Below are 13478 nucleotides of genomic sequence, written 5' to 3' on the forward strand. Positions count from 1 at the left end.
GATGAGATTACTAGAAATTAACAAGCTTCATACATATTTCTCCACAAGAAAAGGTCTTATTAAGGCAGTTAATGGGGTTTCTTTCACTATAGATGAGGGAAAGACCCTAGGTCTTGTAGGTGAGTCTGGTTCAGGTAAGAGTCAAACTGCTATGAGTATTTTGCAATTATTTGAACCTAATCAAAAGATATATGAAGGGGAAATCATCTATAAAGGTGAAGATATAACTAAATATACTCGTAGTCAAATGGAAAAGATTAGAGGTAATGAAATTTCTATGATTTTCCAAGAGCCTATGAGTTCCCTAAATCCTGTATTTACAGTTGAAAAACAGATTTCAGAAGTACTTATGCTACATAAAAAGATGAGTAAAAAAGAAGCAGCAAAAAGATGCGAAGAACTTCTAGCTTCTGTAAAGATACCTAATCCGCATGTAGTAGCTAAACAATATCCATTTGAGCTATCAGGTGGTATGAATCAAAGGGTAATGATTGCCATGGCTCTTGCTTGTGAACCAAAACTTCTTATAGCAGATGAGCCTACAACAGCCCTAGATGTAACTATACAAGCTCAAATCCTAAGACTTATGAATGATTTAAAGAATAGGCTTAATACCTCTATACTTTTTATCACCCATGACCTTGGTGTAATTAACCAAATGGCAGATGAAGTTGCAGTAATGTATTCAGGGCAGATAGTAGAGCAATCACCAGTAGAATTTATATTTAAACATGATATAACAGACTATAACCATCCATATACGGTAGCTTTATTAAACTCAATACCATCTATAACAAGTGATAAGAACCAAAGACTTGATATAATCCCTGGTTCTGTACCACATCCACTAAACTTACCAGCAGGATGTAAATTTGCAGATAGATGTAGCTTTGCCACAGAAAAATGTGTAAATCAAATGCCTGAGCTAGTTGCACTTAATGAACATCAAAAAATCAGATGCCATTATCCAAATAGAAAGGAAAGAGATGATGGAACATACACAAGATAAAAAGGTCTTATTTAAGATAAAAAATCTTAAAAAATATTTTCCATTAAAGAAAAAAGGTCTTTTCGATAAGGGGCCAGGATCTTATGTTCACGCTAATGAATCAATTACCGTAGATATTTACCAAGGGGAAACTCTAGGTCTTGTAGGAGAATCAGGATGTGGAAAGTCAACCTTTGGCAGAACACTTCTTCAAATATATGATCAAACAGAGGGAACAACCCTATATTATGGAAAAACTTTAGAGGATATAGCTCCTGAATATATGGGAAAAATGATTAAAAATATTCCAAGTCAATTCCCTCATTATGCCAATGCTCAAAAAGAGCTAGAAGAAATCTATGCTAATCTAGATAAAGCTGATACAGATCAGGCTCGTGCAGAATTTAATGAAAAGGCTATGTTTAAACGACGTGAGATAGAAGAAAAATATCTTAATATGATAAGAATTGCTGGAGGCCTTTTAACCAGCAAAGATCTAGCTAAGGTATCTAATCTATTAGCTGATTATTACAAGCTTCTTAAAGAACGTGCAGCTATCTTAGAATCTATAGAAATATTTGAGTATAAGCTCCAAATGAGAACTAGACAATTGGATCAGTATCATAAAGCACTTGAAAATGATTCAAAATACCAGGATTTATTGGATAAAAGAGCTACACTTTCTAAAAAAGTTGGCGAAAAATACAACAAAATCGAAGAATATAGGCAGAGCCTTGCTGGTAATGAAGGCTTTAAAGAACTAGAAAGTCAAAGAGATAGTGGTATCGACTTATCAGAATTAAATGATGAAGAAATGAGAGCTATGAGAAAAGACCTACAAATGATCTTCCAAGATCCATATGGATCTCTCGACACTAAGATGACAGTAGGTAATATCATAGGTGAGGGCGTCCTAGGTCACGATTTATTTAAATCTAGAAAAGATAAGGGATACAATGAATATATTCAAGAAATTATGGAAGAATGTGGTCTAGCACCATATTTCTTGCATAGATATCCTCATCAATTTTCAGGTGGGCAAAGACAAAGAATAGGGATTGCAAGAGCCCTTGCCCTTAAACCAAGCTTTATAGTATGTGATGAAGCGGTATCAGCTCTTGACGTATCAATACAATCACAAATTATAAATTTACTTCAAGACTTAAAAGAGGAAAATAATTTAACTTATTTATTTATTACTCATGACCTATCAGTCGTAAAATATATATCTGATAGAATAGGTGTAATGTATCTTGGAGTTCTTGTAGAATTAGCAAGTACAGAACAAATCTTCGATAGTCCATACCATCCATATACTAAGGCCTTACTTCAAGCTATACCAAGAACAGACGTAGACCAAGGGCAAGAACTGCAAACTATTGAGGGAGATATACCATCAGCAGTAAATCCACCAAAAGGATGCCGTTTCCATACTAGATGTAAATATGCTATGGATATTTGTAAAACATATGTTCCAGAGCTTAAAGACTATGGTAATGGCCATTATGTATCTTGTCACTTGATGGAAGTAAGTGAAAAGGAGAAGCAAAAAGCTTTCGAAAAGAATAGGAAGGCCAAAAAAGAATTAGACCATGAATTAGAAGAGATGAGTGCTATATGAAAAAGCCTATAGATAGATTTGAAGGAAAAAGTGAAGAAGAAATCTATCAAAAAGAGCTGCTACTAGATGAGGATAATTTGGAAAAAAACGACCGTCTAGCTATGTTTTTAGCAGCACTTAAGGTATTTCTACCAGGTCTATTAATAGTAGTAGGTCCTCTATTACTATTTGCTATATTATTATGAAATTTAAAGGGTCTGTTGCAGAATGAATAAATTGTCCTAAAATAATCAGAAGAACCTCTACGGAAGTTTTGCCTATACGATCTGGCAGGTTATGTAAAAAGATTCCTAAGAGATTCTTCTGATGATGAGATGATAGTTATTTACAGTTTTGCAACGGCCCCATTTTTATTTATATAGATTAAAATTTATAAGAAAACTTGTAATTTTTTCTAAAAAGTGTTTTAATGATAAGGATAAAAAATTTCTAGGAAGATTTTTCTACAAATTTTTTTTGTCCATTTTTAGTGATTTCAAAGACAAATTTTTTTTGCCTATTTTTAAGAAAGGATACTTATGACATTTGATAATTCTATTAAAAAGACACTTGTAATTGGATCTGGTCCTATAGTTATAGGACAAGCAGCAGAGTTTGACTATTCTGGAACTCAAGCTATAGAAACTTTTAAATCTTTAGGAATTGAAACTATTTTAGTAAACTCAAATCCAGCAACAATAATGACTGATAAAGGTGTAGCTGACAAGACTTACATAGAGCCAATTACCATTGATGTAGTAGAAGAAATAATCAAAAAAGAAAGACCGGACTCAGTTATAGCCTCTATGGGTGGTCAAACAGGGCTAAATATGACCCTTGACTTACAAGAGTCGGGTATACTTGATAAATATAATGTAAGGCTTATAGGAACAGATATTAATGCTATTAAAAAGGGTGAAGACCGTGATCTTTTCCGTCAAACTATGAGAGAAATTGGTCAACCTATTATAGAATCAGAGATTGCAACAAGTCTTGAAGAAGGTAAAAAAGCAGCAGAGAAAATTGGATACCCACTTGTTATTAGACCTGCATATACCTTAGGAGGTACTGGCGGCGGATTTGCAGCTAACGAAAAGGAATTAATAGAAACTCTAAGCCTTGGGCTTTCCTTATCACCAGTTAATGAATGTCTTATAGAAAAATCTATAAAAGGTTGGTCTGAAATAGAATTTGAAGTTCTAAGAGATAATAATGGTGGCAAAGTCATAGTTTGCGATATGGAGAATGTGGACCCAGTAGGAGTTCATACAGGAGATTCAATAGTAGTGGCTCCATGTCAAACTCTTAAAAAAGAAACTGTTGATAGGTTAAAACAAGCTTCCTTTGATATAGTAGAGGCAATCGGTGTAAAGGGTGCTTGTAATGTTCAACTTGCTTACAACAAAGAAAATGATGAATATGCAGTTATAGAGATTAATCCAAGGGTATCTCGTTCATCAGCCCTAGCAAGTAAGGCAACAGGTTATCCTATAGCAAGAATTGCTACAAAGATTGCCACAGGACTTAACTTTGATGATATTCTTAATGAAACTACGGGAGAATCTCTTGGTACAGCAAGTCCTACTGTGGATTACACAGTAGTAAAAATACCAAAATGGCCTTTTGATAAGTTTAAAAATGCTAACAGAAAACTTGGCACTAAGATGATGGCTACAGGGGAAGTTATGGCTATAGGTGATAACTTTGAGGAAGCTCTCTTAAAAGGCATTAGATCTCTAGAAATAGGTAAGTTTGGTTTAGAGTCTAAGTTTTCTAAGACTAAATCTGATCAAGAACTAGAAAAAAGAATGGAGTATCCAGATGATGAGAGACTTTTTGATATAGCTGAGTTTATAAGACGTGGCAATTCTATAAAAAGAGTTCATGAGATTACAAAAATAGATATATTCTTCCTTGAAAAAATCGAAGATCTTGTAAAAACTGAACAAGGATTAAAAGAAAAATCTTTCTTTGACCTTGATAAGGAAACTTTCCTAAATTTAAAACAAAAAGGGTTTGCTGATAAGCTCATAGCAGATTCTACTAATGCTAGTTTAAAAGAAGTTATAGCAAAGAGAAAAGATTTTGATATTCGTCCTTCTTACAAAAAAGTAGATACATCAGCATTTAGAAAGAATGGTGCCTATTATTATTCAACCTATAATGATAATATCAGTGTACAAGTAGATGATAAGAAGAAAGTTATAGTTATAGGGTCAGGTCCAATTAGGATAGGTCAAGGTATAGAGTTTGACTATTGCTCAGTACATTCTATAAAATCTCTTATAAATATGGGTATTGAAACTATAACTATCAACAATAACCCAGAAACAGTAAGTACAGACTTTGACACATCTGATAAGTTATACTTTGAACCACTTACTGAAGAAGATGTAAAAGAGATTATAGATATAGAAAAACCATATGGAATTATCCTAGCCTTTGGTGGACAAACAGCTATCAAGCTTGCCAAATCTTTAGACGAGTATGGAGTAAATATACTAGGAACTGGATTTGATGCTATAGATAGGGCAGAAGATCGTGAAAGATTTGAAGAGATGCTTAAGAAACTAGATATAAACCATCCACAAGGAGTAGGCGTTACTAGTGTAGAGGATGGTATAAAGGCTTTAGACAAGCTAGGTTATCCAGTACTCGTAAGACCTTCCTATGTTCTAGGTGGACAAGGTATGGAAATCACTTATGAAGAAGAAAAACTTAGATCTTACTTAGAGTCAGCTTTTGATCGTGATAGTGAAAATCCAGTCCTTATAGATAAGTACCTCATAGGTCGTGAGATAGAAGTAGATGCTATAGCAGACGGAGAGAATGTACTAATTCCTGGTATCATGGAACACTTAGAACGTGCAGGAGTTCACTCAGGAGATTCAACGTCAATTTATCCACCTATAAATATTAGCGATAAAATCAAAGAAAAAATATTAGACTATACTACAAAACTTGCCCTAGAACTTGGAATCAACGGTATGATTAATATTCAATTTATAGAATACGAGGATGATTTATATGTCATAGAGGTAAATCCTAGGGCATCCCGTACAGTTCCATATATCTCAAAGGTAACAGGTCTTCCAATAGTTGATATAGCAACAAAGCTTATGATGGGAGAAAAACTAAAAGACATGGGATATGGAACAGAAATATACAAAGAAGCAAAGATGACTTGTGTAAAAGTTCCAGTATTTTCCTTAAATAAACTTGCACGTGTAGAAGTATCCTTAGGACCAGAAATGAAATCTACAGGAGAAGTACTAGGCATAGGTAATAGCTTAGAAGAAGCACTCTATAAAGGATTTTTTGCAAGCGGAGAACCTATATCTAAAAACCACAAAAAAGTCTTAGCAACAATAAATGACACAGATAAGGAAGAATTCTTAGAAATAGCTAAGGATATGAAAGATCTAGGCTACGAATTTATAGCAACCTATGGAACAAGTGATATGCTAAAAGCAAATGGTATAGACTCAACTAGAGTTTCAAAAATAGGTAATAACGAAAATCAAGATATAGATATATTAGAACTAATAGAAAGTGGGAAAATAGATCTAGTAGTTAATACACCAACCAAGGCAGGAGATAGCGAACGTGACGGATTTAAGATCAGACGTAAGGCTATAGAATATGGTGTAGAGATTATTACGAGCCTAGATACCCTAAGAGCAAGGATAGATATAGCAAGTTCAAACTTTAACGACTTAGATCTAAATATATATGAATTAGGAGAAGTATCTGAGTAAATTATATATATGAAGTATCCTTGGGAATAAAGAGATCAAATTTTAGGAGATTAATATGGCAAATTTAAATATAAAAGATTTATGGACTGAGCATAGAGAATCAGCAATAGCCCACTGGGGCAATCTAAAAACAGAACCCCTAGAAGCAGACTTTACAAGTGTAGAAAACTTCAAAGAGTTTTTAATAGGCCAATATGGTTGGGACGATCATACAGCAAAAGAAGAACTAAAGTGGTTTTCAGACTTTTCCAGAACTTTTGAAAGTAAATAAAAAAATTTAATTGGAGCTGTTGCAAAACTATGAATAATGTTGGAAGGATTTATTCATTTTGCAACAGTCTTTTTCTTTTTTCTACTTGTTTATATTCATACCTTCTCTAAAACTAATTTTAAGGTTCAAGTTTATGGTCTTACACTATTTATTTACAATTCATAATTTATAAAAAAATGATATTATATTGACAAGCAGAAAATGAAGATTTATAATTATTTTGAAATAAAGCTAGCCTATATTTCATATAATAATCTTATTATTTGATATGTGGAGTTTAGCTAAAAGTGCACTTTTTAAGCTGAATTTGGGAAAGTAGAAATTTATTATTTAGGAGGTTGAAATTGAATAAGAAAAATTTTAGAAAAATTTTAGTATCAGCTTTAATAGTTCAAGGATTATTAATACCGACATCACATGCATCAAACTTTTTGGATTTTGATAAATCTAAAAGTTTAAATAATAGTAAAATTATTCCAACGATAACCTTATGGAGTCAAGAGAAAAAATTTAAAATTCCTGCTAATCAAGGAGTACTAACTTCAAATGCTTGGAGATCTAGTGTGGGAAGTAAAATTGGAAATACCATACAATGGGATTATCAAGTATCTGCTGTATATAAAGGAAATAAAAAAGTTGAGTCTATTAGTACTTCTTGGTATGCATCAGCTTCATTGAAGAACTCTGCAACAATGAATTTAGGCATGTCAAAATCAAGTGTGCAAGCGTCCTCAGCAAGTTCTTGGCAAAATAAATCAACAAAGACAAAATCTTGGACAAATACAAATGGATCAAAGAGTGCTGATTATAAAAGCAATATTGTAATTTCACCTAGTTCAGATTATCGTTCAAATACTATAAGTTTAATAAATACTGCAAAAGTTAAGTTAAAAGGTGATCCAAAACCTTATTCAATTAGTTCAGGAATTTGATAAAAAAGATTGTTGCAAATTAATAAATAATTATCGTTCCATTATTTGAGTTATCTTTAGATAATTTGAAACTAGTTTGTCATCTAGTAGAGACTAAATTATCGTAGAGTATGCTCAAATGGCATTGGAACGATTTATTTATTTTTCAATAGTCACTTAATTTTTATTAAGGAGTTTATAATGAAAAAAAGAATATTTTTTTACTTAACTTTACTATGTGTTATTTTTACAGCTGGCTGTTCAAATAAGCTATCTAATATAAAAGATGGAGATATGATTTTTTATAATCCTATAGATATGAATTTTATAGATTATAATCCTGAGACTAACAATCATGAAGTTATAAGAAATACTGATGACAAGTATCAGTTTTATGTTGTAGGATCTTTAGGACTTTATATAGATACTGATACTAAAAATAATGAATCTAGATTAATAGAAATTAAAGATAATAAGGTAAAAGAGATTTTTAGATTTGGAGAAGGAGAAGGAATTTATCCTATAGAAGTCTTTAATAATAATCTCTACTTCATTCACACCTTTTATAATGAGTCTGGAAAAGAAGATCTAGATAAGAGAAGGATAGCCCTTATGAACTTAGATGATTTGACTATAAGAGATTTTACTAAAACTCAAGGTGCTTCTTCTTATGGAGCTGTTAATAAAGACTTTCTATACTACACGCTTTATGAGAAAGCAAGTGATACATATAAACTAATGAGGCTAGATCTAGCAGATGAGGATTATCAAGTAGCTCCAGAAAAGATAAAAGATAATTTATCTGATGGGGAAGTTTTATTAGATGGAAATACTTTTTTTTATGCTAATAAAAGTAAACTTATATCAGATAAGGGTACTTTTGATAAGAAGTACTTTAACTATATTACTAAAGGTTATTTGATTCAGTTATATACCAATGAGAATGGTGATTTAAGTTTAGAGATAAGTAATTTATCTAATTTGAAAAGCTTTAAAGCAGAAAATATTATAGGAATTAAACAAAATCAGGATTCCATAGAATATTTGACCGATAAGGGAGTGAAAAGTTATGAGCTTAAGTATTGAGGCTAAGAATATAACAAAGAGATATGGCAATAGGCTTATATTAGATGATATTAATTTTTGTTTAGATGATGAATATATTTATATTTTAAGAGGAGAAAATGGTTGTGGTAAGAGTACTCTTTTAAATATATTATCCTCCTATGACCAAGACTATGAAGGAGAAGTTAACTTAAATAATTTATCCATAGGATATTTATATCAAGATGATCTTTTGCTAAAAAACCTAACTGTAAGAGATAATCTGAAGCTTGAAGAATATGCTCAAAATAAAATAATAGATCAAAAAGAAATCAATATTATATCTACTAAACTTGGGATAGATGAGTTATTAGATAAAAAAGTTTCTGATTTATCTGGTGGTGAAAGAAAAAAACTATCAATTGCTCAGTTAATAATAAAAGATAAGGATGTAATATTTCTAGATGAGCCAACAGCAAATATAGAAAAGACCTACGCCAAGGATCTTATGCAATATTTACTGGATACTTTTAAAGAAAAAATAGTACTTATAGCTACTCATGATCAAATGCCTATATTTAATAGAGGTATTAAGGAATTGACTCTAAAGGGGGCTAAAATATATGGACTATAATATTATCAAGATAGTAAATAATAAAAGAAAGAAGATTCTTAATATTCTTTTTATAATTTTCATTTTGGTATCTATAATTTTATCATTTGTATTGTCTTATTCATTAGGTCAATATAAAATGACAAAGTCAAATTTTACCGATAATGACTATGCTAAAATAGTAGAAGTTTCTATGGCAAGATCTTCTAATAATGAGAATAGATCTTTAGAAGAAAAAGATATAGAAGAAATCCAAAAAATTATGGAGGATTCACCTTATAAGGTAGATATATATCCTTCCTATGCTATAAATTTTGGAATATCTGCTAATGATGGAAATGTATATTATTTAAAATCTTTTTCTGATAATCTTTTTAAAGACAATTCTATTGATGTAACAAATAGTGCAATTACAAAGTTTAATAGTAGTCTAAAAAATATAAGATTAGATATACCAATAGTAAAAGAAAAGGATGGAAATTATAGCTCTGATAAGTTATTTCATAAGGATTTTAAATTAATTAGCATAGATTCGAATTCTATTTTATCTAAATATTTTTCAGATAATGAACTTTTAATAAGCCAAGAAGATTTTCAAAAAATAAGTGAAAAGATGTCTGAAAACTATAAGAATCAAGATTTAAAGAAAATTTTAGTAAAGACTAGTGATATATCTAATGTAAGAAAAGTAGCTAAATTATTGACCAAGCAAGGTTATGAAGAAACAGATGCTTTTATGTACTATAATGATTTGGATAGCAGTATATCTTCTACTCTTAAGATTAGTAAGCTAGTTATTGTAATTTTATTTATCTTTACTTTAATAGTATTGCCATTAATATATGAGATTAGTCTAAAAAGTTCAGTAGGAGATATTGCTGTTTTAAAACATATGGGTTTTTGCCAAAAACAGATTGAAAAGATATATATGGATCCTATTATTAAAGGAATTGGTATTTCATGTATCATAGTTATAGTAATTAATTTTATTTTATATAAGTTTGGTATAATAAAAGGATTTACAGACTTTTTAAATATCATTATATCAATAGGGATATTAGCCGTATTATTGATTATAATAATACATTTGAGATTAAAAGAATACTCTAAAGAGAATATATTAAATTTAATGAAAAAATTAAAGATTCAAGAGTAGGATAAATTATTAACACATATGAAAAGAAAATAATAATAATGCAAATCGCTAAGCTTATTAAGCATGGGGTAATTAATATAGAAATTAATTTTTAAAACAGCTTTTTAATAAAACTTAGCGATTTTTCATTATCTATTTTATTAAGTTTAGTAAGTAAATGTTAGTTCTATATAGACTAAATAATTAACCATAAATACATTAAGTGAGTTAATACTTTTATTAGTTAAATATTCCCATAAAGAAGTCACCTAGAAGTGATGATATTAGGAAAGTTCCTACTATTACAAATATAGCCACTATTATACCCTTGATTCCAACTGACTTGAAAGCTCCCCAGTCTTTGCCTATTATAACTCCTGCATAGGCGAGTATTGGGGTAATTATCGCATTTATATTAACCCCTTCTACGCTTTTTATAACAAAGTCTGAAACTGGGGATATTGGACTTGCAAGCAAAATTGCTATTATAGAAATCCATAGCACAGATGATATCTTTTTAAGAGGGACTACATAGGATAGGAAGTAGCCAGCAAGAGTAATAGCTGATAGAACTACTATACCAGGTAGGGAATTACCAAATGTATCATATCCTATCATATTTGAAACTGTGCAGGCTATTATAGTAAATAATAGAGCTATTAATATTGATGGAAAATCAGTTTTGAACTTTTGCATCTTTTCCTCCTCTAAGCCTATTTAGCTTTTTATATAAAAATTCTGTCAGTGGTAATCCCAAAAATATACCTAGTGGCAAGGCTATTACACTCGAGATTAGATTTGAAAGTCCTGCAAATGCTGTCATCTCTGCTTCTAGGTTAGGATAATTAGCAATCAAAGCAGAAAGCCCAGCTGTCATCATAGATGCTGAGCCTGCACCAGTTCCCATAGCTGCTGCTTGAGGGCTTACTATACCTAAACTAATAGTGATTGATGTTAGTATGCTTAAAATTATAGGTCCAAGGATAGTTCCTATAATATAAACGGCCATTACACCCCTAAATTCAGGAGACTCTGCTCCATAATTATCTTGGATAAGTCCAACATTGGCCTCTCTACTTAAGGCATGGCACATGCCTATTGATTCTCTTTTTAAACCTAGAAGTATGGCGATTGGTAAAGAAATAATTATAGTTCCAAGATTACCAAAATTTTGAAGTACAAGGGCAAGTCCAGCTTCTTTGATAGCTTCAAGCTGTGATCCACTTGCGACTCCAAGCTTTGCAATTAGTATTGCAAGCATTAAGCTCATCATAGAATTTGCTGACGGTGCATCCTTTTCACTCATTGCTTTTATAGGAGACATGTATAAAGCAAATGCTAATATCATAGCCCATATTAATGGAGAAAAGACTATGGTAATCCCTCCTATATTTAAGTTTTTAGGCCCTATGAGGATACTTATAATAGCTATAATAATTACTGATATATGTAGCCTTAGATCTTCTTTTAATTTAAATTTATGCATAATTCATTCCTATTGTAGTATTTCAAAAGCAGAAGCCACAAATGTAGCAACTCCCTTATAGAATAGTGATTCGTCAAGGTTAAATCTAGGGCTATGATTAGGATAGCATATACCATCAGAATGTTCTTTTAGATTTGACAAGAACATAAAGCAACCAGGTACTTCTTTTTGATAAAACGCCATATCTTCTCCGCCCATTACTGGTTTTCTCATTTCAAATACATCTTCTGGGATCATTTTGGAAACTATACTTTTAATTTGATTTGTAAATTCTGGATCATTATCTAGCACAGGATAAAATCTTTGATAATTTACTTTAGCGGAGCCACCATAAGTTCTAGCAATACCATCTGATATTTCACTGATTCTTTTTTCAACAATATCTCTTACGTCCTCATCTAATGCTCTAGATGTACCCATCATATTAACCTTATCTGGGATAATATTTTGTGTAAATCCACCATCAATTTTGCAAACGGAAACTACCGCACTATCTACGGGTGCTATTTCTCTTGATATAATTTTTTGCAAACCTAGTAATATTTCCGCAGAAATTATAATTGGGTCTACTGCAGCATGAGGACTTGCTCCATGTCCACCTTTTCCATTGACTTCTATAGTAAACTTATCCATAGCAGCCATCATCTCATTTTCTTTAAAGGCAATGCTTCCTCTAGGCACATCAGCAAGATGACCACCGTGCATACCGACTATGAAATCGACCTTAGGATTTTCAAGGACTCCTTCTTCTATCATAGGTTTTGCACCACCAGGGATTTCTTCGCCTGGTTGGAAGATAAATTTAACAGATCCTTTTAGTTTATCCTTGTTTTCGTTGATAATTTTTGCAGCAGTTAGGGCTATGGCTGTATGAGAGTCATGTCCACATGCGTGCATCTTGCCAGGATGAGTAGATGCAAAATCTAACCCAGTTTCTTCTGTAACTGGAAGGGCATCCATGTCAGCTCTGATAGCAAGACATTTGCCTGGCAGGCTTCCTTCTATTAAGGCTGATAGGCCGTTGCCATTTACGTATTCTTTGTACTTAATGCCAAATTCATCAAGCTTTGATTTAACAAAGGCAACAGTTTTTGGTAAGTTTAGTTCCAATTCTGGGATCTTATGTAGTTCACGTCTCATTTCTATGCAAAGATCTTCGTTATCTTTAGCAAGTTTGATATAATCCATATTTATTCTCCTTTATGATTTAGATTATAATTTATTTATTTTACTAATTATATGAAGATGCAAAATGCTTGTCAACTAAATTCTTCTATCGAACGAACTTAAAAATTGGGTATGTATAAACTATAAGAGATATTAGATAAAATAAAAAGGAGTAAATATGACTAAGGAAATAGTAAGAAAACAAGATTTTGAATTATATTTTAAACCAGATTGTCCTTTTTGCTTAAAAGTATTAAATTACTTTAAAGATAATGGTATTATAAAATTTATTTCATATAATATAGAAGATGAAACAGCAGGATATGAAAATCAAGAAAAGCTTGAAAAAGTTGGAGGCAAGATCCAAGTACCATGCCTAGTAGTAGATGGCAAAGCTATGTATGAATCTGATGATATTATAGAATATGCTAAGGAAAACCTTGTAAAATAATTACATTTAGAGTAAACTCTCAGGGAATCTTCCCTGAGAGTTTTTGTGTGTATT

General features: G+C 31.5%; 13 protein-coding genes. 10 read left to right on the forward strand and 3 right to left on the reverse strand.

Annotated elements, in window-relative coordinates:
- The first annotated feature begins 1 nt into the window (after position 1).
- The 9 genes from ABXG81_RS00170 (at position 2) to ABXG81_RS00210 (ending at position 10341) form a co-directional block, all read left to right on the forward strand.
- Positions 2–1009 carry an ABC transporter ATP-binding protein gene (locus ABXG81_RS00170; protein WP_353528842.1) on the forward strand — a complete coding sequence of 336 codons (1008 nt, stop codon included), beginning with the start codon at positions 2–4 and terminating at the stop codon, positions 1007–1009.
- Positions 990–2609, forward strand: a complete 1620-nt coding sequence (locus tag ABXG81_RS00175; RefSeq protein WP_353528843.1) for an oligopeptide/dipeptide ABC transporter ATP-binding protein — start codon at positions 990–992, stop codon at positions 2607–2609. Before ABXG81_RS00170 ends, ABXG81_RS00175 begins: the two co-directional genes overlap by 20 nt.
- Positions 2606–2794 (forward strand): hypothetical protein, encoded by a 189-nt coding sequence (locus ABXG81_RS00180; RefSeq protein ID WP_117521937.1) that lies wholly within the window; start codon positions 2606–2608, stop codon positions 2792–2794. The genes ABXG81_RS00175 and ABXG81_RS00180 overlap by 4 nt, the downstream gene beginning before the upstream one ends.
- A 333-nt stretch (positions 2795–3127) precedes the next feature.
- Positions 3128–6346 carry a carbamoyl-phosphate synthase large subunit gene (gene carB / locus ABXG81_RS00185; RefSeq protein ID WP_316122263.1) on the forward strand — a complete coding sequence of 1073 codons (3219 nt, stop codon included), beginning with the start codon at positions 3128–3130 and terminating at the stop codon, positions 6344–6346.
- Between the two features lie 55 nt (positions 6347–6401).
- Positions 6402–6617 carry a hypothetical protein gene (locus tag ABXG81_RS00190; RefSeq protein WP_353528844.1) on the forward strand — a complete coding sequence of 72 codons (216 nt, stop codon included), beginning with the start codon at positions 6402–6404 and terminating at the stop codon, positions 6615–6617.
- 344 nt (positions 6618–6961) lie between these two features.
- Entirely contained in the window at positions 6962–7549 is a 588-nt protein-coding gene (locus ABXG81_RS00195; protein WP_353528845.1) for a hypothetical protein, read from the forward strand.
- Positions 7550–7729: 180 nt separating this feature from the next.
- Positions 7730–8614, forward strand: coding sequence for a hypothetical protein (locus ABXG81_RS00200; RefSeq protein WP_353528846.1), 885 nt, complete (start codon positions 7730–7732; stop codon positions 8612–8614).
- Positions 8598–9206 (forward strand): ATP-binding cassette domain-containing protein, encoded by a 609-nt coding sequence (locus tag ABXG81_RS00205; protein WP_353528847.1) that lies wholly within the window; start codon positions 8598–8600, stop codon positions 9204–9206. The genes ABXG81_RS00200 and ABXG81_RS00205 overlap by 17 nt, the downstream gene beginning before the upstream one ends.
- Positions 9196–10341, forward strand: a complete 1146-nt coding sequence (locus tag ABXG81_RS00210; protein WP_117521941.1) for a hypothetical protein — start codon at positions 9196–9198, stop codon at positions 10339–10341. The genes ABXG81_RS00205 and ABXG81_RS00210 overlap by 11 nt, the downstream gene beginning before the upstream one ends.
- A 219-nt stretch (positions 10342–10560) precedes the next feature.
- On the opposite strand, the gene ABXG81_RS00215 is transcribed toward ABXG81_RS00210, so the two are convergent.
- The 3 genes from ABXG81_RS00215 to ABXG81_RS00225 are packed head-to-tail and all read right to left on the reverse strand — an operon-like array spanning position 10561 to position 12994.
- Positions 10561–11016, reverse strand: coding sequence for a hypothetical protein (locus ABXG81_RS00215; protein WP_117521942.1), 456 nt, complete (start codon positions 11014–11016; stop codon positions 10561–10563).
- Entirely contained in the window at positions 10997–11806 is an 810-nt protein-coding gene (locus ABXG81_RS00220; protein WP_117521943.1) for a DUF3100 domain-containing protein, read from the reverse strand. Before ABXG81_RS00220 ends, ABXG81_RS00215 begins: the two co-directional genes overlap by 20 nt.
- 9 nt (positions 11807–11815) lie before the next feature.
- The gene (locus tag ABXG81_RS00225; RefSeq protein ID WP_316112024.1) at positions 11816–12994 is read right to left on the reverse strand and encodes a M20 family metallopeptidase; all 1179 of its coding nucleotides are present in this window, start codon (positions 12992–12994) and stop codon (positions 11816–11818) included.
- 157 nt (positions 12995–13151) lie between these two features.
- On the opposite strand from ABXG81_RS00225, the gene ABXG81_RS00230 reads away from it, so the two are divergent.
- On the forward strand, positions 13152–13424 hold the full coding sequence (locus ABXG81_RS00230) for a glutaredoxin (protein ID WP_209814257.1): 273 nt from the start codon (positions 13152–13154) through the stop codon (positions 13422–13424).
- The last annotated feature ends 54 nt before the right edge of the window (positions 13425–13478 follow it).

The organism is Anaerococcus nagyae (genome assembly GCF_040364225.1).
Taxonomy (GTDB): Bacteria; Bacillota; Clostridia; order Tissierellales; family Peptoniphilaceae; genus Anaerococcus; species Anaerococcus nagyae.